General features: G+C 52.7%; 25 protein-coding genes. 7 read left to right on the forward strand and 18 right to left on the reverse strand.

Features of this window, described 5'->3' with window-relative positions:
- The first annotated feature begins 383 nt into the window (after positions 1 to 383).
- A complete protein-coding gene (locus ACJJI5_RS19870; protein WP_282934155.1) occupies positions 384 to 1,076 on the forward strand; it encodes a glycerophosphodiester phosphodiesterase family protein in 693 nt (230 codons plus the stop codon).
- Entirely contained in the window at positions 1,060 to 2,268 is a 1,209-nt protein-coding gene (locus ACJJI5_RS19875; protein WP_445355019.1) for a glycerol-3-phosphate dehydrogenase/oxidase, read from the forward strand. The genes ACJJI5_RS19870 and ACJJI5_RS19875 overlap by 17 nt, the downstream gene beginning before the upstream one ends.
- A gap of 85 nt (positions 2,269 to 2,353) precedes the next feature.
- Here ACJJI5_RS19875 and ACJJI5_RS19880 read toward each other — a convergent pair whose 3' ends face one another.
- Positions 2,354 to 2,614 (reverse strand): hypothetical protein, encoded by a 261-nt coding sequence (locus ACJJI5_RS19880; RefSeq protein ID WP_282934157.1) that lies wholly within the window; start codon positions 2,612 to 2,614, stop codon positions 2,354 to 2,356.
- A 544-nt stretch (positions 2,615 to 3,158) separates the two neighbouring features.
- Here ACJJI5_RS19880 and dusA point away from each other — a divergent pair.
- Genes dusA through ACJJI5_RS19895 form a run of 3 tightly spaced genes read left to right on the forward strand, consistent with a single transcriptional unit; the run spans position 3,159 to position 5,615 of the window.
- On the forward strand, positions 3,159 to 4,136 hold the full coding sequence (gene dusA / locus ACJJI5_RS19885; protein WP_444956751.1) for a tRNA dihydrouridine(20/20a) synthase DusA: 978 nt from the start codon (positions 3,159 to 3,161) through the stop codon (positions 4,134 to 4,136).
- A 44-nt stretch (positions 4,137 to 4,180) separates the two neighbouring features.
- Complete coding sequence (gene tal, locus ACJJI5_RS19890) at positions 4,181 to 5,176, forward strand: transaldolase (RefSeq protein WP_445355020.1); 996 nt, start codon at positions 4,181 to 4,183, stop codon at positions 5,174 to 5,176.
- A complete protein-coding gene (locus tag ACJJI5_RS19895) occupies positions 5,157 to 5,615 on the forward strand; it encodes a tellurite resistance TerB family protein (protein WP_282934160.1) in 459 nt (152 codons plus the stop codon). The genes tal and ACJJI5_RS19895 overlap by 20 nt, the downstream gene beginning before the upstream one ends.
- 43 nt (positions 5,616 to 5,658) lie before the next feature.
- On the opposite strand, the gene ACJJI5_RS19900 is transcribed toward ACJJI5_RS19895, so the two are convergent.
- The 7 genes from ACJJI5_RS19900 to hrpA all read right to left on the reverse strand — a co-directional run bounded on the left by ACJJI5_RS19900 (position 5,659) and on the right by hrpA (position 14,783).
- Entirely contained in the window at positions 5,659 to 6,177 is a 519-nt protein-coding gene (locus tag ACJJI5_RS19900) for an STAS domain-containing protein (protein WP_444914685.1), read from the reverse strand.
- Positions 6,178 to 6,397: 220 nt separating this feature from the next.
- Positions 6,398 to 7,576, reverse strand: a complete 1,179-nt coding sequence (locus ACJJI5_RS19905; RefSeq protein WP_445355021.1) for a PP2C family protein-serine/threonine phosphatase — start codon at positions 7,574 to 7,576, stop codon at positions 6,398 to 6,400.
- A gap of 38 nt (positions 7,577 to 7,614) precedes the next feature.
- Positions 7,615 to 8,517, reverse strand: coding sequence for an MlaA family lipoprotein (locus ACJJI5_RS19910; RefSeq protein ID WP_413664483.1), 903 nt, complete (start codon positions 8,515 to 8,517; stop codon positions 7,615 to 7,617).
- 127 nt (positions 8,518 to 8,644) lie between these two features.
- On the reverse strand, positions 8,645 to 9,415 hold the full coding sequence (locus ACJJI5_RS19915) for an HvfC family RiPP maturation protein (RefSeq protein ID WP_444914687.1): 771 nt from the start codon (positions 9,413 to 9,415) through the stop codon (positions 8,645 to 8,647).
- Positions 9,396 to 10,241: an HvfB family MNIO-type RiPP peptide maturase gene (locus tag ACJJI5_RS19920; RefSeq protein ID WP_444916226.1), complete on the reverse strand. Its 846-nt coding sequence runs from the start codon at positions 10,239 to 10,241 to the stop codon at positions 9,396 to 9,398. The genes ACJJI5_RS19915 and ACJJI5_RS19920 overlap by 20 nt, the downstream gene beginning before the upstream one ends.
- 88 nt (positions 10,242 to 10,329) lie before the next feature.
- Positions 10,330 to 10,629, reverse strand: a complete 300-nt coding sequence (locus tag ACJJI5_RS19925; RefSeq protein WP_108731896.1) for an HvfA family oxazolone/thioamide-modified RiPP metallophore — start codon at positions 10,627 to 10,629, stop codon at positions 10,330 to 10,332.
- A 239-nt stretch (positions 10,630 to 10,868) separates the two neighbouring features.
- Positions 10,869 to 14,783: an ATP-dependent RNA helicase HrpA gene (gene hrpA, locus ACJJI5_RS19930; protein WP_445355022.1), complete on the reverse strand. Its 3,915-nt coding sequence runs from the start codon at positions 14,781 to 14,783 to the stop codon at positions 10,869 to 10,871.
- A gap of 166 nt (positions 14,784 to 14,949) precedes the next feature.
- On the opposite strand from hrpA, the gene ACJJI5_RS19935 reads away from it, so the two are divergent.
- Both ACJJI5_RS19935 and ACJJI5_RS19940 read left to right on the forward strand, forming a co-directional pair.
- Positions 14,950 to 16,443 (forward strand): peptide MFS transporter, encoded by a 1,494-nt coding sequence (locus tag ACJJI5_RS19935; protein ID WP_413664480.1) that lies wholly within the window; start codon positions 14,950 to 14,952, stop codon positions 16,441 to 16,443.
- Between the two features lie 12 nt (positions 16,444 to 16,455).
- Positions 16,456 to 17,703, forward strand: a complete 1,248-nt coding sequence (locus ACJJI5_RS19940; protein WP_445356331.1) for an amidase family protein — start codon at positions 16,456 to 16,458, stop codon at positions 17,701 to 17,703.
- Between the two features lie 16 nt (positions 17,704 to 17,719).
- Here the strand turns inward: ACJJI5_RS19940 and ACJJI5_RS19945 are convergent, their stop codons facing one another.
- From ACJJI5_RS19945 to dnaX, 10 genes are all read right to left on the reverse strand, one after another.
- The gene (locus ACJJI5_RS19945) at positions 17,720 to 18,901 is read right to left on the reverse strand and encodes a vWA domain-containing protein (protein WP_444926744.1); all 1,182 of its coding nucleotides are present in this window, start codon (positions 18,899 to 18,901) and stop codon (positions 17,720 to 17,722) included.
- 100 nt (positions 18,902 to 19,001) lie between these two features.
- Positions 19,002 to 19,847 (reverse strand): AAA family ATPase, encoded by an 846-nt coding sequence (locus ACJJI5_RS19950; RefSeq protein WP_444912159.1) that lies wholly within the window; start codon positions 19,845 to 19,847, stop codon positions 19,002 to 19,004.
- A 172-nt stretch (positions 19,848 to 20,019) separates the two neighbouring features.
- Entirely contained in the window at positions 20,020 to 20,700 is a 681-nt protein-coding gene (locus ACJJI5_RS19955) for a YEATS-associated helix-containing protein (RefSeq protein ID WP_445355023.1), read from the reverse strand.
- Positions 20,701 to 21,115: 415 nt separating this feature from the next.
- Positions 21,116 to 21,496, reverse strand: a complete 381-nt coding sequence (locus ACJJI5_RS19960; RefSeq protein ID WP_282934168.1) for a hypothetical protein — start codon at positions 21,494 to 21,496, stop codon at positions 21,116 to 21,118.
- A 196-nt stretch (positions 21,497 to 21,692) separates the two neighbouring features.
- Complete coding sequence (locus ACJJI5_RS19965) at positions 21,693 to 22,142, reverse strand: YcgN family cysteine cluster protein (protein ID WP_444892841.1); 450 nt, start codon at positions 22,140 to 22,142, stop codon at positions 21,693 to 21,695.
- 10 nt (positions 22,143 to 22,152) lie between these two features.
- Positions 22,153 to 22,440: a YcgL domain-containing protein gene (locus tag ACJJI5_RS19970; RefSeq protein WP_413664475.1), complete on the reverse strand. Its 288-nt coding sequence runs from the start codon at positions 22,438 to 22,440 to the stop codon at positions 22,153 to 22,155.
- Complete coding sequence (rnd, locus tag ACJJI5_RS19975) at positions 22,437 to 23,567, reverse strand: ribonuclease D (RefSeq protein ID WP_444912158.1); 1,131 nt, start codon at positions 23,565 to 23,567, stop codon at positions 22,437 to 22,439. The genes ACJJI5_RS19970 and rnd overlap by 4 nt, the downstream gene beginning before the upstream one ends.
- Positions 23,568 to 23,576: 9 nt before the next feature.
- A complete protein-coding gene (gene recR / locus ACJJI5_RS19980; protein ID WP_282934172.1) occupies positions 23,577 to 24,182 on the reverse strand; it encodes a recombination mediator RecR in 606 nt (201 codons plus the stop codon).
- A 30-nt stretch (positions 24,183 to 24,212) separates the two neighbouring features.
- Complete coding sequence (locus ACJJI5_RS19985) at positions 24,213 to 24,557, reverse strand: YbaB/EbfC family nucleoid-associated protein (protein ID WP_413664473.1); 345 nt, start codon at positions 24,555 to 24,557, stop codon at positions 24,213 to 24,215.
- Positions 24,558 to 24,612: 55 nt separating this feature from the next.
- A complete protein-coding gene (dnaX, locus tag ACJJI5_RS19990; RefSeq protein ID WP_413664472.1) occupies positions 24,613 to 26,589 on the reverse strand; it encodes a DNA polymerase III subunit gamma/tau in 1,977 nt (658 codons plus the stop codon).
- Positions 26,590 to 26,688: the final 99 nt, after the last annotated feature.

The following is a 26,688-nucleotide window of genomic DNA, read 5'->3' on the forward strand; positions in this document are numbered from 1 at the left end:
AATGAGCCTCCCTTAAATCAATATCACCAGCCCCGCTAGTAAATAAGAGGCAATACTGATTTGCCCTACACCGCCTGAAAAGTAAAACACTGCCAACGTAATAGATCATCCTGACGCGACATACCGCTAGCTAACTCAGTGGCGCGCTATCCATATGGGCAGTATGCAATCGATTCAGCATCATCACTATGTAAAAACCCCAGCCCTCCATTGATAGCCCTCTGGTCCCATATTTCCTCCCCGTGAACCTTGCAACAGCGGTGGCACCGTCTATTTTTCCTGTATGACCCGGCTCCAGCCAGGGTCCGGTTCATCTCTGGGCAAAGGCCAAATTACGCCCAATTCCAGACGACAATAACACCCGCTTTTCGGACCAGATTCACATGTTAATTGCTCATCGCGGCGACAAGACCCGCCAACCAGAGAATACGATTGCCGCTTTCGAGGCGGCCCATAATCTGGGGGCCTGCGCTATTCAGTGCGATATCCGCTTCAGCGCCGACGGCACCCCCTGGTGCTTCCACGAGGATAGCCTGCACATCCCCGGCAATGACCAGTCCCAGGTCTTCCACTCCCTTAGGGACTCACAGTTACACCACCAGTCGATCAATCGCTTCATCGAGCTGGTAGACTGGGCCAGCTGCCATCGCCACCTGGATTGGTTTATCGGTATCTCACCTGCCAATATCGCCGCCACTGGATTTGTCACCGCCGTTAAAAAGTTAATGGAGCTGATGCGCACCGAGAATGAGTCATTCGCTCTACTCACCGCAGACTGCCGCAGCCTCAGAGCCGCCCGCAATATGGGCTGGCATCGAGTTGCCCTTGAGATCAATAGTGTCTCCCGGTGCCTATCTGCCGACATTGTTACTTTGGCGCCAGAATATCTACTAATTCGCGACAGCCAAGTTGAATGTGACGAATTGCCCCCAGGCCCCTGGCAATGGGTTGTCTATGAAATCAACTCGACAGAAGAGGCAGTACTCTGGCGCAAGCGCGGTGCTCACCATATTCTCACCGGCAACTTGCCGCTGCTGATGCGCTCCCGGGAAGCGAGTGATGTCTACGGATTTTGATGTCCTGGTAGTCGGCGCAGGTATACAGGGAGCGGGAGCCGCTGAGGTTCTGGCCACAAATCACTATTCCGTGGTGATACTCGAACAGCTGGGTATCGCCGCCGCCACTTCCTCTCGCTCCTCCAAACTCATTCACGGCGGCTTGCGTTACCTGGAGAGCGGCCAGTTCCGTTTGGTCTACGAGTGCCTGCGGGAGAGAAAGTGGCTACTGGATAACAAGCCTGAACTCGTGAGAATGGTCCCTTTTTATATCCCTATCTACCAGCACAGCAGGAGACCGGCCTGGCTGGTCCGCTTGGGGTTGAGCCTATATAGCCTTCTGTCTGGACTGAGTAACACTGATTCATACTTTCGCAGAATACCCAAGTCCCAGTGGGACAGCCTTCCAGGCCTGAATAGGGAGGGCCTAAAAGAGGTCTTCCGCTATAACGATGCGCAGACCGATGACGCAGCACTTACCAGGGATGTAGTTGCCTCAGCAGTTGCCCACGGGGCGCAGATTATCTGTCCCGGTAGCCTAGTAGGTGCAGAAGTCACTGGAGATGGGGTCCGCGTTGACTATGTTGCTAATGGCAAGCTCAGCACGCTGCGCACCCGGGCGCTCATAAATTGCAGTGGCCCCTGGGTAGCCAACACGAATGCACGCTGTTCACCGCCAGTGGACATGCCCCCTATCGACCTGGTCGCAGGTACCCATATTTTATTGCCCCTCTCTCTTGGCGATAAAATCTACTATGTGGAGGCTGATGATGGCCGTGCGATTTTCGTGATGCCCTGGCAGGATAAAACACTGGTTGGAACTACAGAACGCCCCTATTTTGGCGATCCTCGGGATGTCACCCCCACACTAGAAGAAGAGAGTTACCTTCTGCAGACCGTACAGAAATATTTCTCTCAAGCCCGGGAGCTCATTGGAGAAGATATTTGCGAGAGCTATTCCGGACTACGGGTACTTCCGGAAATGGAAAAGAGTCCTTTTGCGCGCTCCCGGGAAACCATTATTTGCTGTGATGATAATAAGAAGCCTAGAATTCTAGCGGTGGCAGGCGGTAAGCTAACCAGCTATCGTGCCACTGCACGTAAATTACTAAATAAACTTGAACCCACTTTATGTGTGGAACCACCCACCCCACCCAATACCCAACATTCCGAAACCGCAAAAAACTCTTCTGAACGCGAGAGAAATATCTAAAATTTCTTCCTCGCAATAGCCCCCATTTACTTTGGGAGCCAGAAAATGGGGAGCAAGAAAAACCTCCTACCCCCGAATTTTGCTATTAACCTTCATCCACATTGGAATTCATTACTGCTAAACACTGACTTCCCGGACCTGAACAAGGTCCCTGCAATACATAAGTGGCACGCTTATCACATCCTGAAACCCCATAAGTTCTGTATCCCAGTTGCTGGATCGTTATTGAGCCCGCATCACAGTTCAGATCAAAAGGCGCCCTTTTAGATACAGTTTCTTTCATTAATGAAGCGCATCCACCCAAAACCAGTACCACAGCTCCCACACTGATTAATTTAAACTTCATACTAAACTCCTTTTATAAATTTTGTTGAGCTTGGCCAAAAAGTCAGAAGTGCACTGCCACCAAAGAAAAGACTGCACTCAAAATAATCGGCTCAGTATTAAGGACGGAGCAATTCTATCTTTCATCACAGAAATCTGTCAGCAGAAGAACATTGTGTTCACTCACTATTTATTTTGCTAATGTGGATAATTCAAATTACCAGCAAGTACAAACTGAATAAAACCTGATCTCTCTTTACCTTGCATACATCAGCCATCAAGGATCGAATGAGAAGCTCTTGGTATATCAACCCGTTCCAGCTTTTACATCCACCGCAGATCTCTCACACTATTAGTTACACAAGCAACCGATAGGATAAGAGCACCCCTTATAAAGCCCGCCAACCATTATTCGAGTTCCACCTTATTCGAGTTCCACCTTGCTGTTCCGCAAGCACTCACTCCAGGATAGGTGCCCGAAGTTTCACAATAAAGCCGCACATCACCATAGGCATCCCATATAATGGCGGCTACTCTGTTTTTATTAGTGTTTTACTCCGCAGTTTATGTCCGAATTTAATACCCACCGTTTCTGCACTGCACCACTTCTCGATTGGAGCGACCGCCATTGCCGCTATATGTGGCGCCTATTGAGCAAGCATGCACGCCTGTATTCGGAAATGGTGACCACCGGGGCAATACTGCATGGTGACCAACAGCGACATTTGCAATTTGATGCAGCTGAACAACCTGTCGCCCTGCAGTTGGGGGGCAGTGACCCTCAAGAACTGGCTGAATGCGCCCGTATCGCCGAGGAATGGGGCTATAGCGAAATCAACCTAAACTGTGGCTGCCCCAGTGACCGAGTCCAGTCCGGGCGTTTTGGTGCCTGCCTTATGGCGGAACCGGATGTGGTAGCCGCAGGACTCACTGCCATGCGGGAAGCGGTATCTATTCCGGTTACCGTCAAGCACCGTATCGGCATCGACGATATGGAAGACTACCCAGGCCTGACCCGCTTCGTGGAGGCCCAGGCCAATGCCGGTGTGGATACCTTTATCGTCCATGCGCGCAAAGCGTGGCTAAAGGGGCTAAGCCCCAAGGAAAACCGTGAAATTCCTCCGCTCAATTACGACATGGTTTACCAGTTAAAGAAGGATTACCCCCAGCTACAAATTGTTATTAATGGGGGGATCAATTCAATTGAGGAATGCCAGCAACATTTAAGCCACGTGGATGGTGTTATGCTGGGGCGCGCGGCTTACCAAACCCCGACAATCCTGGCCCAGGTGGACAGCCAATTATTTGGCGGTGAGACCGGCCCGGATGCCATCCAGGTGGTAGAGCAGATGCTGCCCTATATCGAGCAGGAAATGCAGCGCGGACAGCGCTTGAATCATATCACCCGGCATATGCTCGGGTTATTCCAGGGGCTTCCTGGTGCTCGACGCTTCCGCCGCCATTTGAGCGAAAATGCCCACAAGCCGGGGGCGGGTCCCGAGGTGCTTGAACAGGCATTGGCCCAGGTCACCCAAGCCGCTTAGACCGCTTTCAATATGTAGACCAGTGAATAATTAAGGGAGGAACCATGAACAAGTTGGAGCAACTCAAACAGCGCAGCCAGGTTGTAGCAGATACAGGAGATATTGAAGCAATTCGCCGATATTGTCCTCAAGATGCCACAACCAACCCCTCCCTACTGTTTAAGGCCGCCCAGCTCCCTCAGTACGACAACCATATCGCCGAGGCACTTCAGTGGGCCGAAAGCCACCAGGGTGGCTCGAACGCGGAAAATATTGCACGCCTGGCCGCCATCAAACTGGCTGTCAGCATCGGCACGGAAATCTTGCAGTTGGTGCCCGGGGTGGTATCCACCGAGGTCAATGCTCGCCTCTCCTTTGATACCCGCGCTACTATTGATTACGCACGCCACCTGATCGCCCTCTATGAACGCGCAGGTATTGCCAAAGAGCGGGTATTGATCAAGATCGCGTCGACATGGGAAGGCATTGCTGCCGCATCAGTACTGGAGCGCGAGGGAATCCACTGCAACCTGACCTTGTTGTTCAGTCAATCCCAGGCGATTGCCTGTGCCGAAGCCGGGGTAACTCTGATCTCCCCCTTCGTCGGTCGAATCCTCGATTGGCATATCGCCAACAGCGGCCGCGAGTCATTCCCTGCGGAAGAGGACCCGGGCGTAATCTCGGTGCGTAATATCTATGAGTACTACAAGTCCCGAGACTACAAAACCATTGTGATGGGCGCCAGCTTCCGCAATACCGGGGAGATCGAGGCCCTGGCTGGTTGCGATCGACTGACAATCAGCCCTCAGCTATTACAGGCCCTGGAGGACAGTGAGGCACCTCTCGCTGCTGGCCTGCCACCGGTATCCGCAACCAAATCCCGGCCGACACAGGATCTGGCTGAAGCCGAATTCCGCTTTCAATTGAATAGCGATGCCATGGCCACTGAAAAGCTTGCCGATGGCATCCGGAACTTCGTGAAGGATCAGGAACGTTTAGAGCTATTGTTACAGAACCGAGTAAAGGGACAGCAGGAAATTCATGCTGCAACAAATCCGTAAACTGTTTGAGCAGATAGGAAATAGCGTTGATGTTGAAGCACGTGACGAAAAAGACGTGCGGATGATCAGCGCTGCGCTGTTAGTCGAGGTCGCCACTGTCGATCAAAAGCTCGATGAGTGTGAGCGTGAAACGCTCACACAGCTCTTATGCCAGCACTACTCTCTCGACCAGACTAGTGCCACAGAAATAGTCAGTGAAGCTATTGGCCAACGGGACAGAGCCACATCCCTGTTCGAGTTCACCCAGGCAGTGAATGAACAGTTCAGCGAGAGAGATAAATACCTGCTGATTTTGCAGATGTGGCAGGTAGCTTTTTCAGATGATGTTATCGAGGCTTTCGAGGAGCACCTGATTCGCAGGGTGGCAGAGCTAATTTATCTGCCACACGGACTCTTCACCAAGGCACGCGCCGAAGCGAGGGATATGAAGCGTTGCTAAGAAAGGGAGATTTCCAGAACTGGGGATTAGGAGAGAATAAGCGCTAGTGATAATGCGCCGAAGATTTGGCAACCGGGGAACATTCTCGCTCCAGGGTATGTACCAAGTCGCGAAAAGTCTCGGCGTTTTGCTCGTTCATGCTCATCAATACCCGGTGAGCTTCCAGCACCTTTTCCCGCGCAGCACACTCGTCGGGGCTATTACATACCAAAGGCGTGGTGGGTACGCTCAAATCGTGGACCGTATCGCTGATTTCAACCAACGAATCAAAGCCCATAGCGTCCAATAGATGGCGGATACCTTTACCCGCAGAGAATACCAGCGGCTTATCACAGCCCCGCTCCAAAGCGCGAATAGCAATCTTCGCCATCAGGCCGAGGGTCGTACTATCAACACCTTCTGCACCACCGAGATCAAATGCCACTCCGGCAAAATCACCCCGTGCAAACATGTTGTCGATAAAGCTATCAAATGAGGTACAAAGGTTGAGACGAACATCACCTACTAACTTGATGACGTAGATGCCCTGGTGGGCCCCAACCATAATTTGCCCGGACTGCATAACAACCCCTGGCTCACCCGAATACACCTTTTGATAGAAGTGCAGGCGGATGGCAAAAGTTCACTGGTAGAGAACACAATAGCATTTGACGTTTTTGGCGCCTAGTGCAATTTTGTGCATAAAGTGGGCGGAGCTTACTCCTGACTATGCAGACTGACAAGTGCGATAAAGCACAAAATTCGACTTCATAGTCGAAGACTATCGATAGAAGTTTTAGGCATTACTGGCGGCCTAAAGTGAGAATCGTAATATCGTCCGGAAGGGCACCAAAAGTATCCATTTTTAGAGACTGACAGAGCCTGTCGAGTTCTCCCCCACTCTCTGAAATAGCCCGCAAAAGCTGGGCCTCTTTATCGAGCAGATCGCCCTGTAATAATTCAAGTACACCGTCTGAACAAGCGACCAGGCGCCAAGCGGGCGGCAGCTCAGCACGCATCACTTGCCAATCACCCCGTTCAAAAATACCCAGGGGACGCCCTTTTCCCGGCAACCAGTCTGCACCCGCCTCACTAACCAGGGCCGGCATAGGTATTTGCCCGGCGACGGCATAGTGCAATTGCCGGGCACTACTATCCACAACCCCGACAAACATACTGGCGTGCTTGCCCAATTTTGTGGATAACAACTCTCCATTGACCAGATTAAGGACATCCAGCAAGTCATCACTGAGGGAGTCCAGCTGGGCAAATAAGGGGCGCTCCCGCAAACGATGCATAATGCTGTGCTTAATCAGGGCAGTAACCAGCGCAGAAGAGACACCATGGCCCGACACATCGACCAGGTAAAAGGCTACAAAGCGCTCACCGAACAAGCCGTAATCAACAAAATCACCGCTCAGGTACAGGGAGGGAACCAGCCGGTAGGATGCTTCCACACCGCTGGGGTAATGATAGGGGGTACGGGGAAGTAAATGCTGTTGCAGTAAACGGCCAGCTTCCTGGTCCCTGCGCAGCAGCTCGACATGATCCCGCAGTTCACTGTTGCGACGCTCCAAGGTCACTTTATATTCGCGATTCTGCTTCGCCAGGTTTTCTTCACCGCTGATACGGCAGATCATACGATCAATAGCCGCTGCTTCTTCCAGGGGTTTAACCAAGTAGTCTTTGGCTCCAAGGCGCATCGCTTGGAGTACATCATCGGCAGCACTGTCTGAGGCAATAATTACTGCGGCCACTTCTGGGGCTATGCGCTTTATCCGCCGCAACACTTCCAGCCCACTCATATCCGGCAAATAGCGATCAATCAATACGATATGGAAAGCACCGGGGCTGAACTGGCCGATGCCATCTTCCCCGTTGTTGGCAACACTTACCTGGAAGCCAAAACGCGAAAGCGCCCCTCGCAAAAAATTGCGGGAGCGCTCATCGTCGGTAAGCACTAGGCTACTGGGGCCGGCCATATAAAGGCTCTAAAAAGTTATCTGCCCTAGGTGACAAATCAGTAGTCGGAAGCCTCTTCCACTTCACCCTGATCAATTGCCTCTGCGGCCTCTTCTTCGGTTTGAACATCCATTTCACCATCGACAATCAAATAGTCGCGGCGCTGCAGGTAAGCATCCCGCAAGAGTACATAGCGATCACCATGCAACAAGGACTCCGCTTGCAGCAGGCTGGCACGGCTCTGAATGATATCTGTACCCTTCAATGCATATTTGGTCGCGTCGTCATTTACATAGGTCAAGGGGTTGGTGTAGTAATCCACGACCCTGGCAGGGGTATCCCGTACAGTGGACGGACCCAGTAGCGGCAAAACCAGGTAGGGGCCAGAAGGCACACCCCAAACAGCCAAAGTCTGGCCAAAGTCCTCGCCATCACCCTGCTCGAGACCCATGTGCTGGGCAACATCCAGAATACCGACAATACCTACCGTGGAATTCACCAGGAAACGACCCGCGTCATTGCCCGCTTGGCCCCATTTACCCTGCAGAACATCATTAAAAGTATTGGTAACTTCGCGCAGATTGTCGAAAAAGTTGCTGACACCGTGCTGCACGAAAATCGGGGTAATTTGGCGATAGCTGACAGCGGCGGGCTTCAACACATAGCGATCTGCACCATCGTTGAAGGAGAATATGGCCCGATTAAAACCTTCCCAGGGGTCGCGAAGTGATAAATCTTCGCCCTCGGCACCACCAAATTCATCGGCAGGATCAAAGCCGTACTCATCCTCGAGAGACAGGCCCCCGTCATCGGCACTGGCATCCTCTGCTCCGCTGGTATCTACCGCAGCCGGGTTTTGAGCTGCACCACCAAACGGATCTTGTTGCGCTAGCGCCCCTACTGGAGTAACAGCTATCAGAGTTGCCATTAACCAGGGCGATAAAGTTTTGCTTCCAAGCACAACCCTGCTCCTCTTATATCAAACTAGTGAGACCAAGGATTCTAACGCCCTAGTAATTCGTAAGCTACCCTCGGCAGCATAGCAGCTGGGATTTGCCAAAGATAAAGGAGTTTCAGGCAATCACAGGCTAAGCCTTTAAACCGGCAATAACCCCTTTATTCAGTAGTTTTTCTAATAAATCGGCACCAAAATCAAATAAGGAGTCACGACTAATATTGGGTAATTCCTGAGCCATCTGTTCCAATATTTGTAAGCCGGTGTAATCGCCCGCAGAGACCAACTGCAACAATCTGGCGGTGACGGCATTGATCTCCATAAAATTCACTTTGTCGGAACGATCCCGGTATACGAAAAGGAACGTCGGTACCTCCGGCGGCTCTTGGGGCTGAAAATCCGGCCCCAACCGATGCACTGGGTAGCGGTAGCTGAGGCTCCAGACAAGAGGGGAAACTACAGGAACTTGCTGTAAAACATCCCCCTCTATCGCCAGCCCTTCCGGTAATTCCACATCACTGACATCTAAAGCCAACTCTACCCACTCGTAGTGGGCAAGCTCCAACAGGAACGGAGGATCTTGTGGTTGTTCTCCCCGTTCGTTCTGTAAATATGAGAGAAACTCTTCACTGATCTGCAAAAAATACGGGCTAACGGATGTGTGTTTGTGGACAAAATCACGCACCATTTGATGCCAGTTTTCGTCGCTATAAAGACTGCGCAATACCGGGAATCCACTGGCAACAAAGGATTCAATATTGTTGTAAATCAAATCTCGATAAATAGCGACACGCCGGTCCTCAATTTCTGCCGGCGGCGCAACTTGATCCGGTGCGCGCAAATGGGCAGCAAAGTCCCGCTGCACACTTTTGAATGTCTCGGGCTTATCGACGACTGAGGACATAATTCTCTTCCACCTGGTGACTGGCCTGAATGGTTTTAATATGTCCTACTTCTTCGAGTAATTTGGGAATCGGCGGAATATTAAAATCCCGCTCAAGTAGCGTCGGCATCACACCGTGAATATCGTAGGCGCGATCGAGTAGTTCCCACACAGGATCAATAACCGGTGCACCATGGGTGTCCACCTTTAAATCCTCTGCCTCATCATAGTGCCCGGCAATATGTACGTAGCGAATTCTTTCAGTAGGTAGTGCAGATAGAAAGTCCAGCGCATCGTAGCGGTGGTTAATCGAGTTTACATAAATATTGTTCACGTCCAGAAGCAAATCACAATCGGCCTCTTCCAGCACCGCATTTAAAAAAGCCAGTTCAGTCATCTCCTGGCCCGGCGCCGCATAGTAGGAGACATTCTCCATTGCAATCCGTTCTTCCAGTGCGTCCTGGACCATACGGATTCGCTCGGCAACATACATCACCGCTTCTTGCGTAAAGGGAATGGGCAATAAATCGTACAGATGGCCGTGATCTGAGCAATAACTCAAGTGCTCACTGTAACCGCGAATATTGTGTTGCTTGATAAATTTTTTAATGGCTGCAACCAATTCCATATCCAATGGTTCTGGTGCACCAATCGAGAGAGATAAACCGTGAAGTAAAAAAGGAAAACGCTCTGTATATTCCTTAAACCAGCGCCCATAGCGACCGCCAACACCAATCCAGTTCTCAGGTGCTACCTCCAGAAAATCTACGGCATCTGTATCAAGGTTTTCACCCATCATTGAGCGGCGCAATCCAAACCCAGCGCCTTCTACGGAAAACTCGCGCAACACTTTCAGGTCTCACTATTTTCAGCGATCAATAAAAAACAGGGTGGATCGCTAAAGCGTATCCACCCTCTTTGAGTACAGCGAAAAATTACCCGCCACACTTACCTTCGCCGCACTTACCTTCTTTTTTCTTGCCTTCGCCGCACTTACCTTCGCCGCACTTGCCTTCTTTTTTCTTACCTTCGCCGCACTTGCCTTCGCCGCACTTACCCTCTTTCTTTTTATCATCACCGTCGTGATCAGCCAGCGCCACGTTGTAGCCTGAGCTCAGGTCTGCTGCGGCAAAGGGGTTAGCATTGCTGTTGGCAGCAGATACATTCATAGCGGCAGTGGCGATAAACGCTGCGCCAACTGCGGCGGCTACAGGGGAAAGGTGCTTCTTGTTCATAGTGAATCTCCTAACTAGGTGTCCTTAGCAATAAAAAGTACAAGAGACTTTTTTCCACTCCGCAGAAGTATAATGCTGCGAAACAAAAATCAGTCATTGAATAGAACCCGCCACAAAATAACCGGTATCAAGGGGTCATTCTGGGCTCCAGGCCTGCTTTCAGTACTTCTGTCGGGCTCTCCATCAAATTCTTACACTTGATCAAAATTTTTTTTGTGATCTCTTTTCCATAGAGAAAATCAACCAAGCAAACCTTTCCCATCAATTTCTGCCCATGACTTGCTTAAGCGCTTGGATGACACCGGCATCAGGGTTTTTAGAGTCTGCGCGAATAAGGAAACACGAAATTCCTCCAACATCCAGCGAAACTCACGCAATTCTGCCTCTGCAGAGAGTTCTCTGGGTGAATATTTCTCCACTTGCGCCAAGTAAGGCTCCGCCGCCTTCTGGTATTCAACTTGCAGTTTTCGGTCACGGTTAGGGTCGAGAGCGGCCTTTTCCAAGCGCATTGCAATCGCCTTCAGATAGCGACCGTACTGGCGCAGCCATGACAGCGGAGTATCAAACAGGCATCCTCGGTAGAAGAGCCCAGCCAGTTGCTGCTGGATATCCCCCACCGCCATTGCGACCGCCAGGTTTTTCTGCTGCTTGATTTGTTTGCGCAGGGGCACTAGCTGGGCCAGGGCCTTGACCAACAGATCACCAATCTCCTGGGCCACCCCCACCAAGTCACCGTCATTTTCCAAAGCGGCCAGGAATTCAGCTTCGGTGCGCGGCAACTCCTCTTTGGGCCAGAAAACTTCGCGCACGGCTGCCATCAGGATGTCGTCAGCTACCTCCTCACGGCGCCCCAGATCCGCTGCAGAAAGCCCCAGCTCCTTGCCTCGCAACAGCTCTTTGCGCAGATACTTCACCTTCTCCGGCAAGTGCAACAGAGTCAAACGGCAAATACCGGCGCGAGTAAGCCTGCGAGCCTCGCTGGGGTTATCCAGTAGCTTCAGGGAGACACTGTCTTTTCCTTCAACCAGCGCTGGGTAAGCCCGCACCTTGAGCCCGCCCTGGTTGAGGGTATGGGTCTCTGGAAGATCACCGAAGTCCCAGCGGGAAATACCCTCCCGCTCAAAACTGTCGCCAGCCGTTGCCAGCCCCTGCTGTACCCTATCCCGGTAGCGCGCCTGCAATAAGGCCAAATCCCGATCTTGATCCAGCAATTTACCGCCTTCATCCATTACCTGGATATTGAAACGGTAATAATCTTCCAGGGCCTGTTCCGCAGACTCCCACACCTCATCTGGCAGCTGCTGTGCTGTCTGGCGCTTCAGCTCCAGAGCCAACGACTGCCACAACGGGGTATTGTCTGCACGCAGTCGGGGCAAAGCCTTATCTATCGCAGCTGGCACTGGCACAAAATACTTGCGCCACTGCTTGGGCAGGGCTTTTACAAGAGCGATGCACTTGTCCCGCAAGATGCCCGGCACCAACCAGGAGAGGCGAGCTGCCGGCACCTGGTGCAGCGCTGCAACCGGCACCTGGATACTGACGCCATCATCCACACTGCCAGGCTCAAAGTGATAGCTGAGCGGATAGACAATACCGCCCGCCTGCAACTCATTGGGGAATTGGGCCTCTCCCACATGATCGGCACTCTGCTGCATCAATAAGTCGCGGGGAATAAACAGCAGCTGTGTATCGCTGGATTCCGCTTTCTTGCGCCAGTGCTCAAATCCAGCCAGGTTGACGATATCCGCCGGGATACGCTCATCGAAGAAACGGTACACCACTTCATCATCCACCAGAATATCCCGGCGACGGGATTTGGCTTCCAGCTCTTCCAGGGACTTCAACAGGTCGAGATAGTGCTTATAAAACCGGCCCTTACCGCGATAGCGTTGCTCCACCAGCGCCTGGCGAATAAACACTTCCCGAGAAGTTTGCGGGTCCAGTTTGCCGTAGGGAATTCGGCGTTTTTCCACCAGCACCAAACCGTAAAGGGAGACCTTCTCAAAGGCCATCACCTGCCCGGAGCGAGCGTCAAAATGGGGTTCAAAATAATTGCACTTAACCAGGTGCTGCGCGGCGGCCAATATCCACTCGGGCTCGACCTTAGCTACGGTATGGGCGAATAGGCGGCTGGTCTCCAGTAACTGGGCAGACACCACCCAGCGGGGAGGTTTTTTAAATTGGCCAGAGCCTGGGAAAATATGGAAACGACGATTGCGGCAGCCGTTAAACTCCTTGTTTTCATCCCGCGCGCCAATATTGCCCAGCAATCCCACCACGATGGCTCGGTGTATCGCTTCGTATTCCGCCGGCTCTTTGTTTTCTTTAACTTCGAGATCGCGACAGGCCACGCGCAGCTGGTGGTGGATATCTCTCCACTCGCGCATACGCAGCCAGGACAGGAAGTTTTTCTGGCACCACTTGCGCAACTGATTTTGACTCAGTTCCTGACGCTGGACTTCAAAGGCATCCCACAGCTGAACGAAGGATAAAAAATCCGATTGTTCATGCTGCCACTGGCGATGTTTTTCATCCGCAGCCTGGCGTTTTTCTGCCGGGCGCTCGCGCGGGTCCTGCACGGCCAGAGCGGCGACAATAATCAAGAGCTCCCGCGCACTGCCATTCTCTGCCCCCGCCAATAACATGCGGCTCAAGCGCGGGTCCAAAGGCAACCTTGATAGGGATCGCCCCAATTTAGTGACCCGGCCCTGCTCATCTACCGCCTGTAATTCCTGCAGCAATTTATAGCCGTCATTAATCAGTCGTGGGTCCGGCGGATCGACAAATGGAAACTCGCGGATATCACCGATACGCAACTGCAACATTTGCAGAATGACTGCGGCCAGATTTGTGCGCAGAATTTCCGCATCGGTAAATTCCGGGCGCTGCTCAAAATCCCGCTCTTCATACAAGCGCACACAAACACCAGCGCTGACACGGCCGCAGCGACCGGCACGCTGGTTGGCGCTGGCCTGGGAAACCGGCTCTATAGGAAGCCGCTGAATTTTACTGCGGTAACTGTAGCGGCTCACTCGTGCAGTACCCGGGTCGATCACATAGCGGATACCGGGCACCGTAATAGAGGTCTCTGCCACATTGGTAGCGAGTACAATGCGACGGCCTTTATGGCCGTGGAAAACTTTGGCTTGCTCCGCAAGGCTCAAGCGGGCATACAAGGGCAGCACTTCCAATTGCGCTATCTGTGCATCGCGCAAAGCCTTGGCGCACTCGCGGATTTCCCGCTCGCCGCTCATAAATACCAGGATATCCCCACCGCGCCGACTGCTGGACTTTTCCTCGTGCAGCAATTCCTCCACAGCAGTGACCACCTGCTCGTTGAGATCTGCATCCGTATCCGCTGCGGGGCGATAGTGAACTTCCACCGGGTAGGTACGACCGGAAACCTCGATAATCGGCGCATCGCCAAAGTGCCGGGAAAATTTTTCCAGGTCGATGGTGGCCGAGGTAATTATCAGTTTCAGGTCAGGGCGCTTGGGCAGTATGGTTTTCAAATAGCCCAACAGAAAATCAATATTAAGGCTGCGCTCATGGGCCTCATCGATGATCAACGTATCGTATTTATTTAACAGGGGATCGCGCTGAATTTCAGCCAGTAGGATACCGTCCGTCATCAGTTTGACGTGGGTATGCTCGTTGCTGTGATCGGTAAAGCGCACCTGGTAACCGACGGACTCTCCCAGGGGCTGCCCCAGCTCCTCAGCAATTCGGTTGGCTACAGTGCGCGCGGCAATCCTGCGCGGCTGGGTGTGGCCAATCTGGCCGTAAATTCCCCGGCCCAGTGACAGGCAAATTTTTGGCAACTGAGTGGTTTTACCAGAACCGGTTTCACCGGCAATCACTACAACCTGATTTTTCTCGATCTGCTCGGCGATTTCCTCCCGCCGCGCTACCACTGGCAAAGACTCCGGCCACTGCACTTCCGGCAACTTGCGCCGACGCTCCTCCACCAGGGTCTCAGACGCTTGGAGCTGCTGCTCCAATTGGGCCAACATGCGATCTACCGGCTTGCCCTCTTTCTGGCGCCGACGTACATTTTTGACGGTCCTGCGCAACCCATAGCGGTCACGCCCCATGGTCGCGGAGATTCGGGCCTGCAGCGCCCCCAGTACTTTTTCTGCTTCGGTGTGACTCATAATTCGTACAGCAATGGCAAACGCGGGATTATACCCCCTGAGCACCGCAGGGCTATCAAACCTTATTGTGGCGCTCATCTATACTGGTGCGAATAGCACTTCTTCTGAGGGGCACGGCCTTTACTGCTGGTGCAATTCCTCAGGGTCATACCTTGCGAGCAGTACTATGCAAGAGATCAAGCCCAAGCCCCCCGCCAGCGCAGGCCAGCTGTTTGGCCACCCCAAGGGACTCTTCCTGTTGTTTGGTACTGAGATGTGGGAACGTCTCAGCTACTACGGCATGCGTGGTATTTTTGTCTTCTACCTGACCTCTACAGCGACTGCCGCAGTCTTCGGCTGGGAACAACTGACCGATACCGAGTTGCAATCCAAAGCCCTCAGCTACCTGGGCTGGTATGCAATGCTGGTCTACCTGACCCCCATTATTGGCGGTTGGATGGCAGATAATCGCTGGGGCCAGCGCCGCTGTATTATGTTCGGCGGCACCTTGATGATGCTGGGACAGTTCGCCCTGGGATTTCCCCACGGTTGGCTGCCAAATGGCAGCCAAATTTACATGCTGTGGATCGGGTTAGCCTTACTGATTATCGGCAACGGTTTCTTCAAGCCAAATATCTCTACCATGGTCGGGGACCTCTATGAAGAGGGTGATCACCGCCGGGATACCGCTTTTACCATTTTTTATATGGGCATCAACCTGGGCTCAATCCTCGGTTACCTGCTGGTGGGCTGGATTGGGGAAAAGGTGGATTACCAGCTGGCCTTTATCGTCGCTGGCCTTGGCATGTTAGCCGGCCTAATCCTGCAGATGACCCAAGCCAAGCGCTACCTGGGAGAAATCGGTGTAGAACCTTCTGCGCACCTGGAACTGAAAGACAAGAAAGATGAGGACGTCGATAAGCGCCGCCCTTTGACTCAGGAGGAGCGAGACCGCATCAAAGTTATTTTGGTTTTGGGCGTGTTTATCGTGATTTTTTGGGCTGGCTTTGAGCAGGCTGCCGGTTCAATGAACTTATTCGCCAAATATCGAACCGACCTGAATGTGCTGGGGTGGGAGATTCCCGCCAGTTGGCTGCAGATGGTAAACCCTCTGTTTATTATTATCCTCGCGCCAATTATGGCCAGTATTTGGGTAGGCATGGGAGACCGGGAACCCAGCTCACCGGCCAAATTCAGTTTGGGACTGGTTTTTCTCGGCGTGGGATTCTTATCCATGTGCGGTGCCGCCCTGCAAATTGGCGATTCAGAGACCATTAAAGCGAGTATTTGGTGGCTGGTATTTGCCTATATTTTCCACACCATTGGCGAACTTTGCCTATCGCCAATTGGGCTCTCTGTCGTAACTAAATTATCTCCGCTGCGCTATTTATCCCTGATGATGGGGCTTTGGTTTGCCTTTATTGGTATTGCCAACAAAGGAGCCGCAGAGATCGGTAAACTCGTTGGTGTATCCGGTCCACTCGCAACCTTTGGCGGAGTAGCCCTGGCCGCAATTATTGCCGGAATTATCCTGTACTTTATTCGCGAGAAACTGGTGGACTGGATGCACGGTGCAGAAGAGGTTCACGTAAAGGTGGGCGAAACCACCAAGGAGGAACTGAGCATCACCGCCGATCACGACGGTGTACCGCCGAAGCATTTTAGCGGTAATGACAAATAAGGGAGCCAACCCATAAAAGGCGTATTTTGCGAGCACGGACCTCGCTCTTTAACGTTATCAGATTCCGGACCGCTAACAGGCGTACGTTTAGCAGTCAAAGATCTCTTTCAATTGAAAGGGGAGAAAAATACGGCAGGCAGCCCCGAGTGGTTCAATACTCACCCCCCAGCCAATAAAACTGCACTCAGCTTACAGCAATTACTGGAGGCCGGCTCAACCTTTATTGGATTTACTCTCCTTGATGAACTCGCCTACAGCATGCAGGGGAGTAATTTACATTACGGTTCTGCCGACAACCCTAAACTGCCCGGCTATTTTTGTGGGGGTTCCTCTATGGGATCGGCCGCCGCCGTGGCCTCAGGAACAGCCGATATTGGCTTAGGCACCGACACCGGCGGATCGGTGAGGGTACCTGCAAGCTATTGTGGTTTATTCGGCATTCGAACCAGTCACTCACTTATTCCTACCGACGGTGTTATCGGTTTAGCACCCTGCTTTGATACTGTCGGTTGGTTTAGTCAAACTCCTTCACTACTTGTAGACGTCGGCAAAATTCTCATCCCGTCACAGCACTTGTCCACAAATAAAGTAACCCGCCTGGTTATTTGCCCCGAGATCAGTCAACTGGCAGATACGCCCATTCAAGCAGCAATCCAGGAATTTATTCCTACATTAAATAATCAATTTCCTATCTGCGAGATTAAACACCTGTCTGATATTGAATTACTCGGCGAACTGGCGGGTGTATTCAGAATTTTGCAGGGCCGCGCCATCGCCAATACCCACGGAGACTGGTTGCGAAAATACCGGCCAGTATTTTCAGAGGACATCGCCACAAGAATTACTATGGCCCTATCAATTACCGACGATGAGATATCCTGGGCCAACGAAAAACGACAACAGTGGTGCAAGTTGATGGAAACATTACTACCGGACAACAGTAGCGTTTTACTAGTACCAACCACCCCCACAACCGCAATTAAGAAAGGGACCGATAGTGAATCCAGAAAATTACAAACAAATCGCCAGCGACTATTGGGTTTAACCGCTATTGCAGGGCTTTGGGGCGCCCCCCAGTGTCATCTGCCGTTGTTTTCTATCGTAGAAAATGGGATTAATACTGGGGGAAAAGAGATAGAGAAACCCAGTGGCTTCTCATTGATAATGACTCCACGAAGCGATTTTTCGCTTCTCTCTCTAGTTGAACAACTAACAAAATCCCTCGAAGGAATAGCAGGCAGCACCTACGGTGCTACCTGAAAAAGCGATCAGCCTTTTAACGCCCTTTAACCAAATAAGCGATGGCTCGATCCAACCCCTCCAGGGTCATCGGATACATATGCCCGTCCACCAGTCTCTGGGTCATACCGATACTGGGGGTATATTGCCAGTACTCCTCTCCTACAGGATTCAACCAGATCAGGTTACTGTAGGTATCGGTAACACGCTCCATCCAGGCCGCACCGGGCTCTTCATTCATATGTTCGACACTGCCGAAACGACTGGTAATTTCGTAGGGCGCCATAGACGCATCGCCGACAAAAATTACTTTGTAGTCCTTGCCATAGGTGCGCAGTATTTCCAGCAGCGAGGTATTTTCGCTATAGCGCCGCTGGTTGTCTTTCCACACATGCTCGTAAACAAAATTGTGGAAATAAAAATATTCGAGATGCTTGAACTCGGAACGACAGGCGGAGAACAGTTCTTCACAGACGCGCACATAGGGGTCCATAGAGCCCCCTACATCGAAAAAGATCAGCACCTTAATCGCATTATGTCGCTCCGGCACCATTTGAATATCCAGTAACCCTGCGTTGCGTGCAGTAGAGGAAATGGTGTTATCCAGATCCAGTTCCTCTGCGGCACCGGTGCGGGCAAATTTGCGCAACTTGCGCAGAGCCACCTGGATATTGCGGGTGCCCAGACTGATACTGTCATCCAGATTTTTAAACTGGCGCTTCTCCCAAACCTTTGACGCCGAGCGATTGCGCCCCTTACCACCCACACGGATACCACCGGGATGATAACCACTATTGCCAAACGGGCTAGTGCCGCCAGTACCAATCCAGCGATTACCACCGCTGTGACGTTTCTTCTGCTCCTCTAGACGCTTTTTAAATTCCTCCAGTAGTTTTTCCAAGCCACCGAGGCTTTGCACCTGGGCCTTTTCCTCTTCGCTCAGCTGCTTCATAAATTCTGCACGCAGCCAGTCCTCGGGAATCATTTGCTCGACAATGTCGTCGAGGGTCTCAAGGTCCTTAAAATAGGCGTCGAAAGCGCGATCAAATTTATCGAAGTGCTTCTCATCCTTGACGAGGCAAACGCGGGCAAGGAAGTAAAATTCCTCAAGGTCGGCAAATACCAGGCGCTGCTGTAATGCCTCAAGCAGGGCCAGCAGTTCGGTGATGGTTACCGGTAATTTATAGCGGCGTAAATTCTGGAAAAAGCCAATCAGCATAATAATTCGCAGTCAGCACAGAGAAAAAATAACACCCGGTTAAACCGGGCCGAAATCACCGAGGACAATTTCAGCCCTCGGTGACATTAACCAACACAGTTTAGCGATTATCGCGACGGGCCATAAACGCCAGGCGCTCCAGCATATGGACATCCTGCTCGTTTTTCAGCAGGGCACCGTAGAGCGGCGGAATGGCATTGCTGCTATCGCTGTTTTTCAGGATCTCCTCGGGAATATCATCAGCCATCAACAGCTTGAGCCAATCGATCAGCTCAGAGGTAGAAGGCTTTTTCTTCAGGCCTGGAACCTCGCGCAGCTGGAAGAAAATATCCATTGCCTCGGCCACCAGCTGCCCTTTGATCCCTGGGTAGTGCACATCGACAATTTTGCGCATGGTGTCACGATCGGGGAAGCTGATGTAATGGAAAAAGCAACGGCGTAAAAAAGCGTCCGGCAACTCTTTCTCATTATTGGAAGTGATAATTACGATGGGGCGCTGCTTGGCCTTGATGGTTTCGCCAGTCTCATAGACAAAGAACTCCATACGATCCAGCTCAACCAGCAGGTCGTTGGGGAATTCGATATCCGCTTTATCGATTTCATCGATCAGCAGCACCACGCGCTCTTCTGCCGCAAAGGCCTCCCAAAGCTTACCGCGCTTAATGTAGTTGCCAATATCGTGAACCTTATCCACCCCCAGTTGGGAGTCCCGCAGGCGGGATACCGCGTCGTACTCGTACAGGCCCTGCTGGGCTTTGGTGGTGGATTTAATATGCCACTGAATCAGCTTTAGTCCGAGGCTCTCTGCTACCTGCTCGGCGAGCAGTGTTTTGCCGGTGCCGGGCTCACCCTTGATCAATAGTGGGCGCTGCAGGGTAACGGCCGCATTCACCGCCATCTGCAAGTCGTCGGTCGCTACATAGCTTTCGGTACCGGTAAACTTCATAACTGCTCCAATCCTGTCGTCGAGGCTAACTATCTCTTTTAGCGAATGATAATTGAACAACAGGTTGGGGGCGAGGCGGTAACGCTCAATTTGGATGACCAGCTTGCGCTGGGGGAATTTGCCAGTCCCGCAGGGCGAGCCTTGAAAGTACGCGTGGGCTTACCGAAGCAGCCTAGGCCATCTGGGTACTGCGGCGGTGTACAACCTGGCGACCTTTGCCGGTGATATACCAGCGGATGCCCAGGTGACTGTGAATTTTCCCGACCATCTCCAGCACCAGCAAGCTATTCAAGGCGCGGGCTATAGAATTGGTTTCCATACCGCTGTCCTGCACCATGCCGGAAAGAGACCGAAATACACACTCCCCGGTATTTAACAAATGCAGCACCTGTAGGGCATTGTCATCCAATTTACGGATCTGATTGAAATCGATGGTCGGCCCCTGCTCGGGGTCGCCCTCAATTTCATGCTCCAATAGGGGCATGATTTCCAACTGCATGGTGCGCAGTTCCTGCTCCATATTCTCTACTCGGGCGCGGGCAATACTGGCGTCTCGCAACTGGCGCCGCGCGGCGTTAAACACGAACATACGTGATGCAATTGCAGCGAGCAGGCAGTAACCGGTAAAAATCAATAAACGCGAGGGGTCACCCTGGATTTCTATCAACAAGTCACTCTGGGTGAATTTAAGGAATATCGGTACCATCAAGGCGCCACACAGCCCCATAATCAGGCAACGTGCGAGCCCCGCTGGATCTTCTTCGGTAAACAGCATTTGATAGTAATTGACCAACCCACCCAAAATGCCCGAAACCAGCATTACTGCAGTCAATATAAGCAGGTGATCGAGCATCAGTATTCCTCAGCCATTCGGCTCTCACTGCCAATCCGGGCAAGTGGGTATTGAACTGAATATTTCACTCTATTCACGACTGCCCTTGCCCTCTTCCCCTATTAGGTGCGAGGTATTTCCCACATGCCGGATACAGCCGCCTCTTGTTGTTACTGGATACCTGGCAGAAAAGTGACACTGCTTTTACATTGTTTTGCATTGCGCCACAGCGGGAACCAGCTTAATAGATATAGCAGCTGTCATTGACTGGGGTTGTCGGTCTAAAGGGTTTTAGCGCCTTTGATACGAGCAACCGAGTGAAGGCCTGGATATAGGCGTCGAGGAGGGACGATGGCTGCGCAAGTGAATTAAAGTGCAACAAAAAATACTGGGGGAATGGCTACCCTGCCCTCAGGCATGACAGCCATATCTTGGGTTATTGTTCGTTAAAGTAGGGATCTTCATCAAAGCGACGACGCCTGTCCCGGCGAAACCTCATCAGCAAGCTGACAATCCCCCAAACAACCATGATCGCCAGGGCTCCACCCGAAGCGAATATCAAATTGGTAGTGACCTCTGGCGCCGCTCCATTTTCTTCAAACAGCGTTTGATAAACAAATAGCGGCAACACCGGCACAGCAACTGACTCCGCTACAGAGGTCTTTGCCGGCGCCAGCAACACCGCCGCAGCCACTAACAGTAGAGTCTGGCGCACCCAACTCCATCGCCAATTGCGCATAAACCACCAGCCCGCCAACAGCATAACCAGTGTTGAAGCGGCGTATACCATCCAGGCAAATTGGAAATCTTCTGTCATTCTCTCACTCTACTTTCTGGCACACCGATTTAATATCGGGCAAATATGCCAGGGTCCTTTACATCGTCACTCGCTCGGAACCGGCATATTTACGCCGCTTCGCAGACAAGCACTGCCAGCCATAAATCGATCCGAAGAATGATTTAATTATGCGCAATATTCAAAGGCGTTCACAGGTCGCAGTTCCCGTTTGCGATCAACCTTGTTCAACCCAAGAGACAATATGATCCTCCATATCGTCTGAATGAACCGACTCTTCACTGACAACGCGCCCACGCACCGATATCCCCGCCCGATGTACGGATTCCGGGTCCCCCGACACCAGTGGGTGCCAGTCCGCAAGAGGGCGCCCTTCCGCAAGACTGCGGTATGCGCAGGTGAGCGGCAACCAATCGAATTCGGCAATATCCTCTATACGCAACTGAATACATCCGGGAACATGGGCTTTGCGCTGGCTGTACTCACTGCACTGGCAGGAATGGGTATCCAACAGGCGGCAGGCCACATTAGTGAGGTAGACCTCACCCGTATCCTCATCCTCCAAGCTGTGCAGACAGCAGCGACCACAACCGTCACAAAGCTGCTCCCACTCGGATCGACTCATTTGCTCCAGCGTTTTCCGCCGCCAAAAAGGCTCCTGTGCCATTTAGCTCGACTCAGCGTTGCAACTTGCTGTTCTTCAGCGCGATTTCACTCATTTCGGAATCGGCTATTGGCGGCATCTGTAAGTAATAGCCGCGAGTGAGCACCTCTTTGAGCAACTTGTCCGCCTCTGCACGGGCCAGCTTTTTGTCCGGCGTCACCAACATCGTAGTGACGTGCTGCGGCTTGCCGAAAAGCTCCAGTAGATTTTTGGGAACCCTCGTAGTGCCTTCGCGCTTATCCACGTACAGATACATTTCGTCTTTATTTGGACTGCGATAAATATCGCATAAAACTTTCACTTCAATTCCTCTTTACGCAATTGTTTCAGAGCTTCGAGCAAAGGGTGGCCAATCACATCGGCCCGCCACCCTGTGAGCCGCCCCTCTAACTCGGGTCGACGGGCCTGGACCAAGGCTTCCAGCTCTTTTTTGCGAATTAATATTTCGGCAGGCAACCCGGCCCGCTCGGCAATAGACACCATCTCAAGCCGCAGTTGCTTGAGGATCTCTCCCTGCTGCCGGTTGAGAGGCTGCTGCATTCGCGCAGGAGGATCGCTTCTCTCGCAGGCTTGGGCAACGATTTTTAACAGGGCCTCTCCGTGCTCACGCAAAGCCCGCCCTTCCATACCCAGTTGGCTCAAGGCACCTCTATGTCGAGGCAACTGTTGGGCCAGGCCGAGACAGATATTCTCTTTCAACAAGTGATTGCGCGGCATATTCAGCGCCCTGGCCTGCTTTTCGCGCCAGGCACACACATCCTGTAGCACTGCCAGTTGTTTACTGCGCAGGCGCCAGGCACCTTTCACTTTTTGGTAGTAAATCTCAGGCGGGTTCGGGTTTCGAGCCGTGACCACCAATGATGCACAGTCTTCCTGCAACCACTCCAGGCGCCCCTTCCCATTGAGGTCCTTTACCAGTACGCCGTAGAGTACCGGCAACCAAGCGACATCGAGGGCGGCATAGGTTTTCTGTGCATCACTGAGAGGTCTCTGCAGCCAGTCCGAGCGGGTTTCACTCTTGGGCAATTCAATATGCAGTAGCTGGTTAACTGTCGCCGCATAACCTAAGCCCGCTCCCATGCCACAGATCGCAGCGGCAATTTGGGTATCAAAAATGGGCTCGGGGATCACCCCCAGCAAGCGCTCCAGGGTTTCCAGGTCCTCACTACAACTGTGCATGATTTTAGTGACAGCGGTATCGAGCAAGAGGTCGCGAAGCGGCTGTAACTCCTCAATCGCCAAATTGTCGATCAGGTAGCAGTGTTTTCCATCACCTACCTGGACCAGGGCCGGTTGGGGATAAAAAGTACGGCTGCGCATGAACTCGGTATCCAGGGCTACCGCACTCTGCTTGCGCCATTCTGCACACAACTCTACCAGCTGCTCGTAACTGTCGACCCAGCGTGGAGTGGTATCTATTTCTGTCATTGATATCACTCAACTGCCGGAAAAAAATGCGGTTCGACTATTAAAGGCGTGGGCGAGAGTGCCGCCATCGATATATTCCAGCTCTCCGCCGATGGGCACACCGTGGGCAATCCGGCTCACCGTCACCCCCTGGGCACGAGCTCTCTCCGCGATGTACTGCGCGGTAGCTTCACCTTCTACCGTAGGGTTAGTGGCGACAATAAGTTCGCGCAACTGCTCAGTAGCGAGCCTCTGCTCCAGCAAGTCGATCCCCAGGTCCCCCGGGCCAATACCATCGATGGGCGAGAGATGCCCATGCAGGACAAAGTAGCGACCGTGGTAATTACCGGCCTGCTCAATAGCCAGAACATCAGCGGGCGTCTCAACCACGCACAGTGAGTCCTGCTCGCGCCGGCTATTGCTACACAATGAGCAAACGGGCTCCTCTGTCAGGGTGCGACACTGCCCACAGCGCCCGACTTGTTCCACCGCTCGTGCCAAACTCTGGGCCAGCAGGGAGGCAGCTTCCCGGTCTTTTTCCAACAGGTACATCGCCATGCGCTGCGCGGACTTGGGGCCCACACTGGGCAGACAGCGGAGCGCGCGGATCAGCTCTTCAATCAGGGGACTAAACATACAAACTCAAAACCAGTGGATGGCCACTTCTTAAAAGGGGAACTTAAAGCCTTCAGGCAAATTGATACCTGAAGTCAGGTCTCCCATCCCCTGCTTTTGCAGTTCCTGTGTTTTTTCCTCTACACGGCGCACAGCGTCGTTGACCGCAGCGGCCAGCAGGTCTTCCAGCATTTCCTTCTCCTCAGTCATCAGGGAGGGGTCAATTTCCACAGATGTCACATCGTGGCGACCATTCATCGTCACCTTGACCATACCCGCCCCAGACTCACCGCAGATGCGAAGCTCAGTCAGGTCCTGCTGCATCTTCTGCATTTTTTCCTGCATATCGGCCTGCATTTTCTGGGCCTGCTGCATCAAATCGCCCAAACCTTTCATAGGTAACCTCTATCTTGTGCATGTGGCCCCGGAATAAACCGGGCCCTAATTGTCATTAATCTTCTACTACTAGTGATTCTACGGAGCCCGGCACCAGTTCCGCACTCAATTCTGCCTGTAATTCTTGAACCAGTGGGTCAGCGACCAGTGCATCCTGGGCAGCTTCTAGCCGCGCTTGGCGGGTAGCTGCGACTAATCGGGCGGGGGTACTCCCATGTACCTGCCCTACTTGTATCTGCGCTACCACAGGCTGTTGGAAGAAGTCAGCCAGAGAGTCCCCCAGACGCCGCTGGTGAACTTCGTCGTAGAGGCTGCTGTAAGATTCATCCAGGGTGAACGAGAGTATATTGTCCTGCCTGCCCACCATCTCCAAGTGCTGGGCAATAGAGTGCAAAATACCGGTAATACCCAGCTGTCCATACATTACCGGCCAACTGCCAGGCGTTAATGCTTCCAAACGCCCTTTTGGCACTTCCTGACTGCGGCTTTCTACCGGAGCCTCCCGCGAGGTATTCACCGTATTTTGTGGTACTGGTTGCTGTGATGCCGGCGCCGACTCCACTTCCGCAACTCGCTGGCGAAGCTCGGCCAGGACATCTTTACGCTGGGGACGCTCTTCTGCCACTCCCTGGACAGGAGGCGGGCTTGTAATTTGCTCCGGCTGAGCCTCCGTCGCTGGCTCACTGATCATTTCAGCTGGGGCTGCAGGCTCTACCTCCCTTTGCTCTGCCTGATTCTGCAACGGCTGCAGGCCCTGCACTGCCTGCGGGGGAGCCACATCAACCTTTGTAACAGCCTGCGGCTGTGCCGCTTCAGGCTTTTTTGCCGGACTGACCTCCGGTACTTCTGGCGCTACAGGGGCCTGTGGCTGTAGCGCTTCTAGAGCTGGTGCTGGTGAAACGGATTCGGAAGCCGATGGCAGTGGAGAACGGGGAATATCCGCAACTCCCTGAGGACGGAAGGCCAGCATCCGCAGTAGAGCCATTTCAAAGCCACTGCGCTGATCCGGGGCCAAGGGCAAGTCACGCCGGGCCAGCAGGGCCATCTGGTAATACAGCTGCACATTTTCCGGGGCGATACGCCCAGCTAAATTTCTCAGTCGCTCACCATCACCCAGGGAATTATCGATAGATTGCGGCAACACCTGAGCCACTGCGATACGGTGCAGGTTATCGGCGAGTTCTGCCAGCGCAGCACTGTAATCAGGGGCCTGCTGAGACAACTCAGCAACTGTGGCAAATAAAGCCTGTGCGTCCTCTTCAGACAAGGCTTGCAGCAGCTTCCACACCAAACCGGTATCGATACTGCCCAGCATACCGCGCACTTCTGCCTCGGTAATTTGCCCCCCACCAAATGCGATGGCCTGGTCAGTAAGACTCATCCCATCTCGCATACTGCCATCTGCGGCGCGACCGAGATGCCACAGGGCCCCTTCTTCAAACGGAACCTGTTCTTGCTCCAACACAAACTTCAAGTGCCCCACAACCCGCTCGGGGCTCATATTCTTCAGCTTGAACTGGAGACAGCGGGACAGCACGGTAACCGGCAACTTCTGCGGATCAGTCGTTGCCAGTAGAAACTTCACATGGGGAGGCGGTTCTTCGAGGGTTTTTAACAGCGCGTTAAACGAGCTGTTCGACAACATATGGACTTCGTCGATCAGGTAAACCTTGAAGCGACCCCGGGTCGGTGCGTACTGCACGTTCTCAAGCAGTTCACGAGTATCTTCGACCTTGGTACGCGAGGCTGCATCCACTTCGATCAAGTCGACAAAACGGCCATCGGCAATCTCATTGCAAGTGTGGCACTGGCCACAGGGTTCAGAACTAACTCCCTCTTCACAATTCAGACACTTGGCCAGGATTCGTGCGATCGTGGTTTTACCCACACCACGGGTACCGGCAAAGAGGTAGGCGTGGTGCAAGCGGCCATTATCCAGGGCGTTGATCAACGCCTGGAGAACATGCTCCTGTCCCACCATCTCGCGAAACAGCTTCGGCCGCCACTTCCGTGCCAGTACTTGATAACTCATTCAATCTCCGGTGCTCGACACACCTCTGCAAGGTCTTATTGTCTGCGCCTGTGGCGCGGCCGCCATTATACCGGCATCCATCGCCAGGCATAGAGAATC

This window comes from Microbulbifer maximicatervae (SeqCode), assembly GCF_052467955.1.